The organism is Pseudomonas fluorescens, assembly GCF_001307155.1.
In the GTDB taxonomy this organism is placed as follows: domain Bacteria; phylum Pseudomonadota; class Gammaproteobacteria; order Pseudomonadales; family Pseudomonadaceae; genus Aquipseudomonas; species Aquipseudomonas helvetica.
In genome coordinates this window covers 2,364,682-2,379,545 of sequence record NZ_CP012830.1, presented here as the reverse complement: position 1 = coordinate 2,379,545, position 14,864 = coordinate 2,364,682, and the positions used below count along the sequence as shown (strand labels likewise).

Annotated in this window: 16 protein-coding genes; 5 read left to right on the top strand and 11 right to left on the bottom strand. The window is 59.6% G+C overall.

Annotation, left to right across the window (positions count from 1 at the left end; all coding sequences use genetic code 11):
- Window positions 1-28 precede the first annotated feature (28 nt).
- From AO353_RS10890 to AO353_RS10880, 3 genes are all read left to right on the top strand, one after another.
- The gene (locus AO353_RS10890; protein ID WP_054594939.1) at window positions 29-1,036 is read left to right on the top strand and encodes a methionine ABC transporter ATP-binding protein; all 1,008 of its coding nucleotides are present in this window, start codon (window positions 29-31) and stop codon (window positions 1,034-1,036) included.
- Entirely contained in the window at window positions 1,036-1,710 is a 675-nt protein-coding gene (locus AO353_RS10885) for a methionine ABC transporter permease (protein WP_054594938.1), read from the top strand. The genes AO353_RS10890 and AO353_RS10885 overlap by 1 nt, the downstream gene beginning before the upstream one ends.
- A gap of 61 nt (window positions 1,711-1,771) precedes the next feature.
- Window positions 1,772-2,545: a MetQ/NlpA family ABC transporter substrate-binding protein gene (locus AO353_RS10880; RefSeq protein ID WP_054594937.1), complete on the top strand. Its 774-nt coding sequence runs from the start codon at window positions 1,772-1,774 to the stop codon at window positions 2,543-2,545.
- A gap of 153 nt (window positions 2,546-2,698) precedes the next feature.
- Here the strand turns inward: AO353_RS10880 and AO353_RS10875 are convergent, their stop codons facing one another.
- From AO353_RS10875 to AO353_RS10855, 5 genes are read right to left on the bottom strand one after another with little or no spacing between them, the layout of a single operon-like run.
- A complete protein-coding gene (locus tag AO353_RS10875) occupies window positions 2,699-3,334 on the bottom strand; it encodes an SCO family protein (protein WP_054594936.1) in 636 nt (211 codons plus the stop codon).
- Window positions 3,331-4,230, bottom strand: coding sequence for a heme o synthase (cyoE, locus tag AO353_RS10870; RefSeq protein ID WP_054594935.1), 900 nt, complete (start codon window positions 4,228-4,230; stop codon window positions 3,331-3,333). Before cyoE ends, AO353_RS10875 begins: the two co-directional genes overlap by 4 nt.
- Entirely contained in the window at window positions 4,218-5,285 is a 1,068-nt protein-coding gene (locus AO353_RS10865) for a COX15/CtaA family protein (RefSeq protein WP_054594934.1), read from the bottom strand. The genes cyoE and AO353_RS10865 overlap by 13 nt, the downstream gene beginning before the upstream one ends.
- A gap of 10 nt (window positions 5,286-5,295) precedes the next feature.
- The gene (locus AO353_RS10860) at window positions 5,296-5,886 is read right to left on the bottom strand and encodes a hypothetical protein (protein WP_054598210.1); all 591 of its coding nucleotides are present in this window, start codon (window positions 5,884-5,886) and stop codon (window positions 5,296-5,298) included.
- Entirely contained in the window at window positions 5,852-6,592 is a 741-nt protein-coding gene (locus tag AO353_RS10855; protein WP_054594933.1) for an SURF1 family protein, read from the bottom strand. The genes AO353_RS10860 and AO353_RS10855 overlap by 35 nt, the downstream gene beginning before the upstream one ends.
- 69 nt (window positions 6,593-6,661) lie before the next feature.
- On the opposite strand from AO353_RS10855, the gene AO353_RS10850 reads away from it, so the two are divergent.
- The gene (locus AO353_RS10850; protein ID WP_019694466.1) at window positions 6,662-6,865 is read left to right on the top strand and encodes a twin transmembrane helix small protein; all 204 of its coding nucleotides are present in this window, start codon (window positions 6,662-6,664) and stop codon (window positions 6,863-6,865) included.
- A gap of 8 nt (window positions 6,866-6,873) precedes the next feature.
- On the opposite strand, the gene AO353_RS10845 is transcribed toward AO353_RS10850, so the two are convergent.
- From AO353_RS10845 to coxB, 4 genes are all read right to left on the bottom strand, one after another.
- The gene (locus tag AO353_RS10845; RefSeq protein ID WP_054594932.1) at window positions 6,874-7,761 is read right to left on the bottom strand and encodes a cytochrome c oxidase subunit 3; all 888 of its coding nucleotides are present in this window, start codon (window positions 7,759-7,761) and stop codon (window positions 6,874-6,876) included.
- A 34-nt stretch (window positions 7,762-7,795) separates the two neighbouring features.
- Entirely contained in the window at window positions 7,796-8,353 is a 558-nt protein-coding gene (locus tag AO353_RS10840; RefSeq protein ID WP_054594931.1) for a cytochrome c oxidase assembly protein, read from the bottom strand.
- A 31-nt stretch (window positions 8,354-8,384) separates the two neighbouring features.
- The gene (ctaD, locus tag AO353_RS10835; protein WP_054594930.1) at window positions 8,385-9,980 is read right to left on the bottom strand and encodes a cytochrome c oxidase subunit I; all 1,596 of its coding nucleotides are present in this window, start codon (window positions 9,978-9,980) and stop codon (window positions 8,385-8,387) included.
- An 82-nt stretch (window positions 9,981-10,062) separates the two neighbouring features.
- On the bottom strand, window positions 10,063-11,190 hold the full coding sequence (coxB, locus tag AO353_RS10830; protein WP_054594929.1) for a cytochrome c oxidase subunit II: 1,128 nt from the start codon (window positions 11,188-11,190) through the stop codon (window positions 10,063-10,065).
- 373 nt (window positions 11,191-11,563) lie between these two features.
- Between coxB and AO353_RS10825 the strand changes: the two genes are divergently transcribed.
- Complete coding sequence (locus AO353_RS10825; RefSeq protein ID WP_054594928.1) at window positions 11,564-12,214, top strand: hypothetical protein; 651 nt, start codon at window positions 11,564-11,566, stop codon at window positions 12,212-12,214.
- Between the two features lie 58 nt (window positions 12,215-12,272).
- On the opposite strand, the gene AO353_RS10820 is transcribed toward AO353_RS10825, so the two are convergent.
- On the bottom strand, window positions 12,273-13,811 hold the full coding sequence (locus AO353_RS10820) for a SulP family inorganic anion transporter (protein WP_054594927.1): 1,539 nt from the start codon (window positions 13,809-13,811) through the stop codon (window positions 12,273-12,275).
- Between the two features lie 89 nt (window positions 13,812-13,900).
- Window positions 13,901-14,632 (bottom strand): carbonic anhydrase, encoded by a 732-nt coding sequence (locus tag AO353_RS10815; protein ID WP_054594926.1) that lies wholly within the window; start codon window positions 14,630-14,632, stop codon window positions 13,901-13,903.
- Window positions 14,633-14,864 lie beyond the last annotated feature (232 nt).

Sequence of the window (14,864 nt, the reverse complement as noted above, 5' to 3'; positions counted from 1 at the left end):
TTCTAACGCGCCCCACAAGGTTCGCTACGTGATCGAGTTTCAAAACGTCCATAAAACTTACCGCGTTGCCGGTAAGGATATTCCCGCGCTGCACCCTACCAATCTGTCGATTGAGAACGGTCAGGTATACGGCCTGATCGGTCATTCCGGTGCGGGAAAAAGTACCCTGTTGCGCCTGATCAACCGCCTGGAAGACTCCAGCGGCGGCAAGATCATCGTCGATGGTGAAGAAGTCACCGCGCTGGACGCCAATGCGCTGCGCCGTTTCCGTCAGCAAGTCGGGATGATCTTCCAGCACTTCAACCTGCTGGCCTCCAAGACAGTTGCCGACAACGTCGCACTGCCACTGACCCTGGCCGGTGAACTGTCGCGCAGCGAGATCGATCAACGGGTGGCCGAGTTGCTGGCTCGCGTCGGCCTGTCCGACCACGCAAAGAAGTACCCGGCGCAGTTGTCCGGTGGCCAGAAGCAGCGCGTCGGCATCGCCCGCGCCCTGGCGACCAAGCCAAAAATCCTGCTGTGTGACGAAGCCACCAGCGCCCTCGACCCGCAAACCACCGCGTCGGTCCTGCAACTGTTGGCCGAGATCAACCGTGAGCTGAACCTGACCATCGTGTTGATCACCCATGAAATGGACGTGATTCGCCGGGTCTGCGACCAGGTCGCCGTGATGGATGCCGGCGTGATCGTCGAGCAAGGTCCGGTGGCCGACGTGTTCTTGCACCCCAAGCACCCGACCACCAAGCGATTCGTGCAGGAAGACGAGCAAATCGACGAAAGCGAGCAGCGCGACGACTTCGCTCACGTGCCGGGCCGTATCGTGCGTCTGACCTTCCAGGGCGACGCCACCTACGCGCCGTTGCTGGGCACCGTCGCCCGCGAAACGGGTGTGGACTACAGCATCCTCGCCGGTCGTATCGACCGCATCAAAGACGTCCCCTACGGGCAACTGACCCTGGCGGTCACCGGCGGTGACATGGAAGCGGCCTTCGCCCGCTTCACCGCAGCCGACGTCCACATGGAGGTGCTGCGCTAATGGAAATCCTGATGAGTTTCTTCTCCAATATCGACTGGCTCGAAATCTGGCAGGCCACCGGCGACACCTTGCTGATGCTTGGCGGTTCGCTGTTGTTCACCGTACTGCTCGGCCTGCCGCTGGGTGTGTTGCTGTTCCTCTGCAGCCCGCGCCAGTTGCTCGAAGCCAAAGGCGTTTACGCGCTGCTGTCGCTGATCGTGAATATCCTGCGCTCGCTGCCGTTCATCATTCTGCTGATCGTGATGATCCCGTTCACCGTACTGATCACCGGCACCTCGCTGGGCGTCGGCGGTGCGATTCCACCGCTGGTAGTCGGCGCTACGCCGTTCTTCGCCCGTCTGGTGGAAACCGCCCTGCGTGAAGTCGATCGCGGCATCATTGAAGCGACCCAGGCCATGGGCGCGACGACCCGCCAGATCATCGTCAACGCGCTGCTGCCGGAAGCCCGCCCAGGTATCTTCGCAGCGATCACGGTGACCGCGATTACGCTGGTGTCCTACACGGCGATGGCCGGTGTGGTCGGTGCCGGTGGTTTGGGTGACCTGGCAATCCGCTTCGGTTACCAACGCTTCCAGACTGACGTGATGGTGGTGACCGTGGTGTTGCTGCTGGTGCTGGTCCAGGTTCTGCAAACCGTCGGCGATAAGCTGGTGGTGCACTTTTCCCGAAAATAAATGCAATCGCCAGCCACGGCTGGCAGGCGCTCGAAAGGGCGCCTCACAAGGAGTTTGCTGGATGAAAAAACTACTCGTCGCATTCGCTGCCGTTGCAGCGCTCTCCGCTCAGGCCGCTGAAACCCTGACCGTCGCTGCTACTCCGGTTCCGCACGCGGAAATCCTCGAGTTCGTGAAGCCGGCACTGGCCAAAGAAGGCGTCGACCTCAAGGTCAAGGTGTTCACCGACTACGTGCAGCCGAACGTACAGGTTGCCGAGAAACGCCTGGACGCCAACTTCTTCCAGCACCAGCCGTACCTCGATGAATTCAACAAGGCCAAGGGCACACACCTGGTGAGCGTTGCCGGTGTGCACCTCGAGCCGCTGGGCGCGTACTCCAACAAGTACAAGACCCTTGCCGAACTGCCAGGCGGCGCCAACGTGGTGATCCCGAACGACGCCACCAACGGCGGCCGTGCACTGTTGCTGCTGGAGAAGGCTGGCCTGATCAAGTTGAAGGATTCGAAAAACATCCTGTCGACCGTCAAGGACATCACCGAGAACACCAAAGACCTGAAGTTCCGTGAACTGGAAGCCGCGACCATCCCGCGCGTGCTGACCCAGGTCGACCTGGCACTGATCAACACCAACTACGCGCTGGAAGCCAAGCTCGATCCGTCCAAGGACGCGCTGGTGATCGAAGGCAAGGACTCGCCTTACGTGAACATCCTTGTCGCCCGCGCGGACGACAAGGACAGCGACGCGATGAAGAAACTGGTTGCTGCGCTGCACAGCCCGGAAGTGAAGGCGTTCATTCTGGAGAAGTACAAAGGCGCGGTATTGCCGGCGTTCTGATCTGCTGATGTAAAACAAAACGGGGACACAATCACTGTGTCCCCGTTTTTTTATGCCTGTGTCCCGTCTGGCTGCTATGGCCCTTTCCACTGTAGGAGCACAGCTTGCTGGCGATGGCGCCCGCAAGATCGCCATTGCCAGCAAGCTGTGCGCCTACATACGCTTGAGCATCACTGGCAACTGGGCCACCAGTTTCGTGTTGTTCAACGGTGCACGAATGAACCCGCGCTGGGTGCCGTCCGGCCCGATTACCGCCAGGTTGCCGCTGTGGTCGACGGTGTAGTTGGGTTTGCTGGTGTCCGCCGGAATGAACGGAATGCTCACCGCATTGGCGACTTTCTGCAGGTCTTCGACCGAAGCCGGTGTCAGGCCGACAAACTGCGGATCGAAGTAGCCCAGGTACTGCTTGAGCTGCTTGGGGGTGTCGCGGTTCGGGTCGACGCTGACCAGAATGATCTGCAACTTGTCGACCGCGTCCGCTGGCAGCTCGCTCTTGATCTGCCGCAGCTGTGCCAGGGTGGTCGGGCAGATGTCCGGGCAGAAGGTGTAACCAAAGAACAGCAGGCTCCACTTGCCTTTCAAAGCGTTGACCGTGACCGGTTGGCCGTCCTGATTGGTCATCTGCACGTCCGGCAGGTTACGGCTTTGCGGCAACAGGATGATCCCGGCGTCGATCAGCGCAGTCGGATCGCCCTGGCCTTTGCCAGACAGTACTTTGTTGACGGTAAGCCCCAGGACCAGCGCGATCAGGGCAACAAGAATGAAGACGGTTTTCTGGGTTCGGGTCATAGGTTCAACATTAAGTAGTGGTCTACGAGCAGGGCGATAAACAGCAGGAACAAGTAATAAATAGAGTACTTGAAGGTGTTGATCGCCGCGTGCGGCTGAGTGCCACGGTACAGCACCACGGCCCATTGCAGAAACCTCGCGCCCAGTCCCAGGGCGCAAACCAGGTACAGCAAACCGCTCATGTGAATGACATAGGGCATCAAGCTCACGGCCAGCAGGGCAAAGGTGTAAAGCAGGATGTGGATCTTGGTGTAATGCTCGCCGTGGGTCACCGGCAGCATGGGAATATCGGCCTTGGCGTACTCCTCCTTGCGATGAATCGCCAGCGCCCAGAAGTGTGGCGGGGTCCAGGCAAAGATAATCAGCACCAGCAGCAGCGGTTCGGCGCTGACATGCCCGGTAGCGGCGACCCAACCCAACAGTGGCGGTGCAGCGCCGGCCAGTCCGCCGATAACGATGTTCTGCGGCGTCGCCCGCTTGAGAAAACCGGTGTAGACCACCGCATAGCCAAGCAGCGAGGCGAGGGTCAGCCAGGCGGTCAGCGGGTTGGTGAACGCCAGCAGCAGGGCTTGCCCGGCCACCGCCAATAACAGCGCAAAGGTCAGTGCGGCGGTTGGTGAAACCCGGCCTTCGGCCAGTGGCCGCTTGTGCGTGCGCGCCATCACCGCGTCAATCCGCCGGTCCACCACATGGTTGACCGCCGCCGCGCCGCCCGCGCACAGTCCGATCCCCAGGTTGCCAAACACCAGCACCGTCCACGGCACCCCGGCACGCGTGGCGAGAAACATACCGACCAGCGACGTGATCAGCATCAACACCACGACTTTCGGCTTGGTCAGCTCCAGATAGTCACGCCAGATCGCTTGGCGGTGACGTTCGCCGATCAGAGTCGCCATGGCATTTCTCCTTTTATTGTTATCGGCCCGGCCGTGTGTTTACGCCAGCGTCCGGGCGTCTGCTGTCTGACTCGAACCAGGCTGGTTCGTGCGTGATAGTTGACCAGCACCATCGTCAGCAACAGCGCCGCGCCGCCCGCGTTATGGGCCACGGCCACCGGCAACGGCAGGTGAAACAGCACATTGCTGATGCCCAGGGTGATCTGCACCGCCAACGCCCCCAGTACCAACCCGGCGAGTCGGGTCATGCCGACGACCTTGAGCTGCCAGGCCAGCCCCAGCAGCACCAGCGTGACCAGCAACGCGCCAATGCGGTGAGTCAGGTGAATCGCCGTGCGCGCATCGCTGTCGAGCTGTCCGCCGAGGTAGTTGGGGCCGATGTGTTGGGTCAGGTGAAAGCCGTTGGCGAAATCAGCCGGTGGCAACCATTGGCCGTGACAAGTGGGGAAGTCGATACAGGCCACCGCCGCGTAGTTGGCACTGACCCAGCCGCCGAGAGCGATCTGCCCGATCACCAGCAACAACCCGGCCGTCGCCCAGTACTGCAAACGTCGCGGCACGATCAGCGCCGGCAATACACCGGACAAGCGCAAGGTCAGCAGAAACAGCAGGCTCAAGGTCGCAAAGCCACCCAGCAAATGCCCCGTCACCACCTGCGGCCAGAGCTTGAGGGTGACCGTCCACATGCCAAAGGCCGCTTGGGCAAACACCACCGCCAGCAAGAACAACGGCAGCTTCAGGGGTTGGTCCAGATGATGGCGATGAGTCCAGGAACGCGCCGCCAGCAACACAATCAGCAAGCCAAGGGTGCCGGCGAAATAGCGGTGAATCATCTCGTTCCAGCCCTTGTGGGCAACCACCGGCGTGTCTGGAAAATGCAACTCGGCATGGGCCAGTTGGGCTTCGCTCTTCGGCACGCTGATAAACCCGTAGCAACCCGGCCAGTCCGGGCAACCAAGGCCGGCATGGGTCAGCCGGGTATAGGCGCCCAGCAAGACGACAATCAGTGCCAGCAAGGTGGCAAACAGCGCGAGGCGAAATCCAGGTTTGGCCATGACGATGCCCTTATCCGATGTTCGACAGTTTGAGCAGGTGGCGCAGGTCGTTGAGCAGGTCCTTGCCTTTGACGGTAGGGTCGAAGCGCAGCACCAGATTGCCGTGCGGATCGATGATCCAGAGCTGCGCCGAGCCTTTGCCCTGAACATTTTTAGTGTAGGTCGAAAGGTCCAGTGGATAACGCTGCAACTGCGGGTATTCGCGCTTGAGCTTGCCCTCATAGTCCGCGCTCAAGGGTTGGGCCACGGCCAATGCATGGCTGGCACGCGAGGCATCACGACCCAGAGCGACCTGAATCTGCCGGGCCAGGTACACCAACTGCTGACAATCGACCGAGCAGTCCTGCGGTGCGGTCACCAGCATCTGCCAGCGGTCTTCGTCCGCCTGCACCCCCAACTCGGCACGGCTCTGACCGTTGCCGATCAGTTCACCGTGATAGCTGCGACCTTCCGGCACCCAGAACTGCAACTTGTACATGCCGGTGGCTAGGATCATCGGACCAATCACCATCAGCAGGATCAGCACCAGCTGCCAGCGCCCACGACGACGCTGTGGCGCCTGCGCTTCAGACATGTTGGGTGGATTCATGGCCGCTCCCATGCTGTTTCTCCTTTGCGTTGTGCCATCCGAAGTAGAGATAAAGACCGAACAGCGCGAGCGCCATGGCGAACCACTGCACGGCATAACCGAGGTGTTTTTCCGGCCCCATGGCCACGACCGGCCAATCGGCCTCGTAGGACGCCGGCCCGGCTTCTTCACGTAATTCGTAAGCAAACCCGGTTCGACCCAGCTCGCTCCAGAGCTTGGCCGGATCGATCGCCGTCACCAGCCGTGGCCAGTTGGCATTCGCCGGATCGGCGTGCAGTTGAAAGGTCGCACCCGGAGCGACATACACCCAGGCGTCGAGACTCAACGATTGCTCGGGGGTGGTGAACACCGGCGGTGTGCGCCGGTTCGGCCACGGCAGCCAGCCGCGATTGAGCAATAACCAGAGACCGCTCGCCTGGTCGTGAAAGGGTTGCAGCAGCTCGACCCCCGGCCGGCCATTGCGGGTGCGGTTGTCGAGCAGGTAACTGTGGGCCGCATCGAACTGGCCATGCAGGCGAACGCGTCGGAATGCCGGGTCTTGAGTGCTCGACAGTAGTTCGCTGGTCATCGGTTCAGCCACGCGGCGTTCGGCGTAGCTCGCCAGCAACACGCGTTTCTGCTCGCCCCGGCTTAATTGCCAAAACCCCAGAAAGACCAGCAACGGCAGCAGTGCGAGCACCACCAGGGTCGGTGCGATACCTGGCCGAAAGCGCTTCATGGCGTCGCCAAAAAGTTGATAAACAGGGTAGCTATACTCAAGTACATCGCATTCCCCCGGAGTCTCACCATGCTCAAAGCAGCCATCGTCCTGATGCTGATTGCCACGGTTGTCAGCCTGTTCAGCGGCCTGTTTTTTCTGGTCAAGGACGACAGCAGCTCAAAACGCCTGGTCACCGCCCTGAGTGTTCGTGTCGGCCTGGCTGCCATCACCGTCGGCTTGATTGCCTGGGGATTCTTCAGCGGCCAGCTGGTGTCCAGCGCGCCCTGGTAAGCGCCACCTCAAAGCACGTAAACGAAGACAAACAGGCCAATCCACACCACATCGACGAAGTGCCAATACCAACTGGCCGCCTCGAAGCCGAACTGGTGATCGCCATCGAAATGCCCACGCATGATCCGCATCAGCATCACGAACAGGATGATCGTGCCGATGGTCACGTGAGCGCCGTGGAAACCGGTCAGCATGAAGAAGGTCGCGCCATACACGCCTGAGCCCAGGGTCAGTCCCAGCTCGTGATAGGCGTGGATGTATTCCTTGGCCTGGAAGCTGAGGAACGCACAGCCCAGCAGTACCGTCAGCGCCAGCCAGAGCTTCAGTGCACCGCGATGGCCCTTTTTCAAGGCATGGTGGGCGATGGTCACCGTGACGCTGGAGCTCACCAGCAACACCGTGTTCAGCAGCGGCAAACCCCAGGGACTAATGACTTCCTTGGGCGGCGGGAAGAGTGTCGGGTCAGGGGTGTGCAGCAGCGGCCAGGCGAACTGGAAGTTCGGCCAGAGCATGTGCGCGATACCCTTGCCGCCCTCACCGCCGAGCCACGGCCCGGACAGATTGCGCACGTAGAACAGCGCACCGAAGAAGGCGATGAAGAACATCACCTCGGAGAAAATGAACCAGCTCATACCCCAGCGGAACGAGCGATCGAGCTGCGAGCTGTACAACCCCGCGCGGCTTTCCTTGATCACCGTGCCGAACCAGCCGAACAGCATGTAGGCCAGCAACAGGCCGCCAACGAAGAAGATCAGCGGGCCGTGGGATTCCGGGCGTGCGGCCTTGAGGTCGTTGAACCAGGTCGCCAGGCCAAACACGGTGACGAACATGCCGATCGTGGCAATGATCGGCCATTTGCTCTGGGCGGGAACGTAATAATGCTCATGACTTGCCATTTATTGTTCTCCTTATCGGGCACGCTTGAACGCCTCAAGGACCGGCATTGGTGTTTGCCACGACCGGTGGATGACGTGCGGTGATATCGAACAGCGTGTAAGCCAGCGTCAGGTGCTTCACATCCTTGGAAATCTCACGGTCAACGATGAAACGTACGGGCATTTCGATTCGTTCGCCGGGTTGCAGCACCTGCTGGGTGAAGCAGAAGCACTCGGTCTTGTGGAAATACACCGCTGAGTCGCCCGGAGAAATGCTGGGTATCGCCTGCGCGCTCATCGGGTGATCGGTCGGGTTGCGGGCAACGAAGATCATCTCGTTAACCGCCCCCGGATTGATCACCATGTCGTCGGCCTTGGGATAAAACTCCCAGACCATGTCCACGGCGTTGGTCGACAGAAACTGCACGCGAATTTGCCGCGACGTGTCGACCACCTGCTCGCCTTCGTACTGCCCGGCGGTTTTGCCGTTGATACCGAACGCCTTGCACATCACGTCGTAAATCGGCACCAGGACAAACCCGAAGACAAACATGCTGGCCACCACCAACAGCAGCCGGGTGACCAGCTTCTTCAAGGAAATAGAGTCAGCCATGGCGCAAGCCCTCCCACAAAGGTCATGGCGTTCATTTCACTTCCGGTGGCGTGACAAAGGTGTGATACGGCGCCGGCGACGGCACGCTCCACTCCAGGCCTTCCGCACCTTCCCAGGGTTTCGCCGGGGCTGCCGGGCCGCCACGGATGGTCTTGATCACGATGAACAGGAAAAAGATCTGCGTTGCCCCGAAGGTGAATGCGCCAATCGACGACACCATGTTGAAGTCGGCGAATTGCAGGTTGTAGTCCGGAATCCGCCGCGGCATACCCGCCAGGCCCACGAAGTGCATCGGGAAGAAGGCCATGTTCATGCCGATGAACGACAGCCAGAAGTGCAGCTTGCCGAGGGTTTCGTCGTACATGTGGCCGGTCCATTTCGGCATCCAGTAGTAGGCCGAAGCGAAGATCCCGAAGATCGCCCCCGGCACCAGCACGTAGTGGAAATGCGCGACCACGAAGTAGGTGTCCTGGTACTGGAAGTCCGCCGGAGCGATGGCCAGCATCAACCCGGAGAACCCGCCAATCGAGAACAGGATCACGAACGCTACGGCAAACAGCATCGGTGTCTCGAAAGTCAGCGAGCCTTGCCACATGGTGCTGACCCAGTTGAACACCTTGACCCCGGTGGGCACCGCGATCAGCAGCGTCGCGTACATGAAGAACAGCTCGCCCACCAGCGGGATGCCGACCACGAACATGTGGTGCGCCCAGACGATGAACGACAGGAAGGCGATACTCGCCGTGGCGTAAACCATCGAGGTGTAGCCAAACAGTGGCTTGCGAGAGAAGGTCGGAATGATCGAGCTGACAGCACCGAACGCCGGCAGGATCATGATGTACACCTCGGGGTGGCCGAAGAACCAGAACACGTGCTGGAACAGCACCGGATCACCGCCACCGGCAGCGCTGAAGAAGCTGGTGCCGAAGTGGATATCCATCAACATCATGGTCACGCAACCCGCCAGCACCGGCATCACCGCGATCAACAGGAACGCGGTGATCAGCCAGGTCCAGACAAACAGCGGCATTTTCATCAGGGTCATGCCCGGGGCACGCAGGTTGAGGATGGTGGCGATCACGTTGATCGCGCCCATGATCGAACTGATACCCATCAAGTGGATGGCAAAGATGAAGAAGGTCACGCTTTCCGGCGCGTAGGTCGTCGATAGCGGGGCGTAGAAGGTCCAGCCGAAGTTCGGACCGCCACCCGGCATGAACAGCGTCGACACCAGCAACAGGAACGCTGCCGGCAACAGCCAGAAGCTGAAGTTGTTCATCCGCGGCAGGGCCATGTCCGGCGCGCCGATCATCAGCGGGATCATCCAGTTGGCGAGGCCGACAAACGCCGGCATCACCGCACCGAAGACCATCACCAGACCGTGCATGGTGGTCATCTGATTGAAGAATGCCGGTTCGACGATCTGCAGACCGGGCTGGAACAACTCGGCGCGAATCACCATGGCGAACGAACCGCCGAGCAGGAACATCATGAAGCTGAACCACAGGTACAGCGTGCCAATGTCTTTGTGGTTGGTGGTCAGCACCCAGCGCATCAGGCCCTTGGCCGGACCGTGGACGTGGTCGTCGACGATTGCATGACCGTGGTCATCGTTCACAGCATTCATGGCCTGTCTCCTGCAAACGGGTGGGCTGGACGGCTCGGGGTGATTAGCCCCAAGCGTTCAAGGGAACACGCAATAGACCGGGTCATTTGCTTGCCGCCTGTTTGAGGGCCAGTACGTCTTTAGGGGTGACCATGTCGCCTTTGTTGTTGCCCCAGGCATTTCGTTCGTAGGTCACGACGGCGGCGATATCGACTTCCGACAGCTGCTTGCCGAACGCCGCCATGGCGGTGCCGGGTTTGCCGAAGAACACACGATGCAGATGGTCTTCTATTGGCCCGGTCGCGATAGGCGAACCTTTGAGTGCCGGGAACAGCGGTGGCATACCCTGGCCTTCAGGCTGGTGACAGGCAGCACAGGTGGTGTGATAAATCTTGTCGCCGCGTTCCTTCAGCTCGTCGAGGGTCCACTCTTTGCTGGTCAGCTCCTTGAGCTTGGCGGCGTCGGCTTTGCGCTCAGTCAGCCAGGTGTCGTAGTCGGCCTGGGTTTTGACGTCGACCACAATCGGCATGAAGCCATGGTCCTTGCCGCACAGTTCGGCGCACTGGCCACGGTAGATGCCGGGCTTGTCGACGCGGGTCCAGGCTTCGTTGACGAACCCTGGAATTGCATCGCGCTTGACCGCAAACGCCGGCACCCACCACGAGTGGATGACGTCGGCAGAGGTCACCAGAAAGCGCACCTTGGCACCGATCGGCAGCACCAGCGGCTGATCGACTTCCAACAGGTAATTTTCGCCTTTGGCAGTTTTGTTGTGGATTTGCTCTTGCGGGGTGGCCAGGTTGCTGAAGAACTCGACGTCCTGACCCAGGTACTTGTAGTGCCACTTCCACTGATAACCGGTGATCTGGATATCGATATCCGGCTCACTGGTGTCATACATCTTGATCAGGGTCGCGGTCGCCGGAACGGCCATGGCGACCAGAATGATGAAAGGCACCACGGTCCAGAGGATCTCGACCGTCGTACTTTCATGGAACTTGGCAGCCACCTGCCCGGTGGAGCGTCGATGCAGCATCATCGACCAGAACATGGCGCCGAAAACGATGATGCCGATCACCACACAGATCCAGAAAATGGTCATGTGCAGGTCGAATACTGCGTGACTGACTTCAGTCGCTCCAGGCGCCATATTCACAGTCCAGGCCGCTTGCGCCTGACCGAAAATCGACCACAACAGGAGGCCCATCCAGACATGTGGATGTCGCATCATTGCGGGTTCCCCTTATCGTTCTTGTTATCCCGCCGGCTAACACCGACGGCAAGGGAGCGGCTTTTTCAGACTACGAACTTGAATCGCCGGGCCTTGCTGCCTACGCAGTCGGGCGTCATCAGCTAACTCCATTCAGATCCGAGTATAGACAGCGAGTGCGACCCCGCAATGCGATGGCGTAAATGAGCTGAAACACCTGACACTTGCGCCACAGGCCACGGATGGAGAAGGATGTGGGATCGGTGATGGCAAATCGATATAACGCAGTGGCATGAAAGGTGAAATAATTATGACAAATACGTCTTAGCCACGTTTATAAGCAGGCTAACTTATGTCTTCCCCTATTTCCTTGCCTTCGTTTCCTGGAGTTTTCATGAACACCGCCGCATTGCGCGAGCAGATTCAACGTGCACAACAACATGAAGCCGAAACCGGTCAGCTGACCCGTCAGCTGGAAGTCCAATTGCCGCACCTGCATTCATCCATCCAATTGCCAGACATCGACGCCAAGGGCGTGATGACCCGTTTTGTCACTGCTTATATAGAACAAGTGCCGGACTTGCTCGACGCTGCCAATGACGTAGCGCGTGAAGCGGGGATCGAGTCGCAGATCAAACCGGTGCTGACAATCGCCGAGCAGTTCTTCCTCCAGCCACCGGCAATCATGGCCGGTCACGAAGGCCTGGATGGCCTGCTGGACGAAGCCTACCTGGCACATCGCCTGGTAGAAGAGGTTAACGACCTCTACATCAAACATTTCGGCCAGCCACTGATCCCATTGGACATGACTGTTGCCAACCTGATTGCCCACCAACTGATTGGCGAGGACTTCGCCAATCAACTGGATGAGGCTGTGCATCACGCCGTTGATGAGATGCTGAACGAAGAAAGCTTCGCGCTGGAGTCCGTCGAAGCCTACCGGGAAAAACTCAACAGCCCGGACACCGGCGCCGCCTGGAAGCGCTGGCCATGCCTGTCGCGCCAGCTGGGCGTAGGCCTGGAACTGGATCAGCCTGCGGCTTGATCCAACTGTAAAAACCGAACACCTGTGGGAGCGGGCTTGCCCGCTCCCACACTGTTATCTATCCGGCGGAACCCACTCCTACGGTCGTCCGCAATCGCCCCTCCAGCCGGCGCTTCAATCCGCGCGCCTCGATCAGCAGTTTCGAGCCTTTGCTGGCATTGGCCCGCCCCCATTCCTCAAGCAACTCCAGACATGAGTGGTCGATATAACTCAGGTTATTCAGCGGCACATGCACCGTCGCGCCCGCCGGAATAGCCCCCAGCACCCGGGTCAACGCCGGCACCTTGAGAAAGGTCGCAGCCCCCATCAATCGCAACTCCATTTCGCCCTCTGCCGGAAGGTCGATCAGGCTGATTTTCAACCGCGAAGCCTTCCAGGCCAGCTTCGCCAGGGTCAAGCCAAAACCGACCAGCACTCCGGTCAGCAAGTCGCTGAAGATAATCGCCAGCGCGGTCACCGCGTAGGTAATCATCGGCATCCGGCCATACCGTCCCAGTCCGCGAAACGCCTTCAAATCCACCAGTTTCACCCCGGTGTACACCAGCACGCCTGCCAGACTGGCAACCGGGATGCTTTGCAGCACACTGGACAACAGCAACACAAATGCCAGCAGCCAGACACCGTGAAAAATCGCCGACAACCGCGTTTTGGCGCCGGCCTGTACGTTGGCTGAACTGCGCACGATCACGCCCGTCATTGGCAGAGCGCCGACCAGACCGCAGAGCATGTTGCCGATGCCTTGGGCGGACAGTTCGCGGTCGAAATCCGAACGCTCGCCGCTGTGCATGCGATCGACCGCAGCGGCCGAAAGCAGGGTTTCGGCGCTGGCGATAAAGGCCACGGCAAAGGCGGCAATCAGCAGGTTGGGGTCGGCGAAATTCAACAGGTCGGCCGGTTTCAGCCAGTCAATTGCCTCGGCGAGGTTAGCCGGGACTTCGACCCGCTTGACGTTCAATGCCAGCGCCAGACTGGCAAGGGTCGCCAATCCAACGCCAAGCAACGCACCAGGAATAAAGCGCAGCGCTTGCGGGCGAAATTTCTCCCACAGTCCCATGACCAGAATCGTCGACAGCCCAAGCAGACCGGCCTGCCAACCCAGCCCGCCACCCAGGGTCGGCAAGGCTTGGGCAACAGCCGCCGGAAACCCGCTGAGGTTGTCCAGGCCTGAGGGTTTAGGGACTCCGTCGAGCATCACATGTATCTGCGACAGCACGATCAACACACCGATGCCTGCCAGCATGCCGTAAACCACCGCTGGCGCCGTCACGCGGAACCAGCAGCCCAGCCGCAAACGCCCTGCCACCAGTTGCAGAAACCCGGCCAGTAGCAAAATCGGCCCAAGCATCGCCACACCATGCTGGCGCACCAGTTCAAAGACCAGTACCGCCAGCCCCGCAGCCGGACCACTGACTTGCAGCGGCGAACCGGCCAGCCAACCGACCACCAGACCACCGATAATCCCGGTGATCAGGCCCTTGGCCGGCGGCATGCCGGAAGCGATTGCAATGCCCATGCACAAGGGCAGGGCGACCAGAAACACCACCACCGAAGCCAGCAGCTCCCGTGGCAAAACAGCTTTCAATTGCGCAGCACGCATGAGCGTTCTCCTGAGATTCTTCAGGCGTGGCGAAGCCCGACCGCTTTTTCAGCAGCCTTGGCCAGACCAGACAAGGTGTTTAGGAGGATTTAGAAGCGCGCTTTGGGCGTCGCCACGGGAATCGGATGACTGCCATCCAGAGGCAGGAAGCAGCCCTTATCCGCGTCGTAGGCTTTTATTTCGCTGGTTTCGATGCTGTAGACCCAGCCATGGATAAACAGCTGACCGTTGGCCATGCGCGAGGCCACTGAAGGGTGAGTGCGCAAATGCTGCAACTGGGCGATGACGTTTTCTTCGGTAAGCACCTGCATGCTTTCGTTTTCGTCAGCGCAATGGCAGTTTTCCTGGACCATGGTTTTTGCCACTTCGGCGTGGCGTAGCCAGGCTTTGACCGTGGGCATTTTTTCCAGGCTTTGCGGATTGAGTACAGCACGCATGGCACCGCAATCGGAATGCCCACAAATGATGATGTGCTGCACGCCAAGAGCCAGCACTGCATATTCGATGGCCGTGGAAACCCCGCCGTTCATCTGGCCATAGGGCGGCACTACGTTGCCAACGTTGCGGGTGACAAACAGATCGCCAGGAGCGCTTTGGGTAATCAATTCGGGAACGATGCGCGAGTCCGCGCACGCAATGAACATCGCTCGGGGCCGTTGAGCCGTGGCGAGTTTCTTGAAGAGTTCTTCCTGTTGCGGGAAGACCTCGTGGTGGAAGTGTAAAAAACCGTCAACGATGTGCTGCAGCGCTGCATCGGCGCTTTCGGCCTCGGGCAGGGCGGAAGCCGACGCAGCCAACGGCTGTTTATCCTTGTCACTCATGATTCATCCTCTTTGACGGAGTAGGGAAATTTTCCCGATTTACCTGGGATAAAGCCAGCGACTGGTAAGGAAACATCCAGATCGCCGATAAGTGACCATCCAGTCACTTGATGAGCAAGGTACCCACCGAAACTTAACTCAAACTGAATCAACTGCTCTAGAACGTGCGTTCCAGGTTACAAAAAACGTGACTGACGGACAAACACACAACGCTTTTCACTACTCACCATAG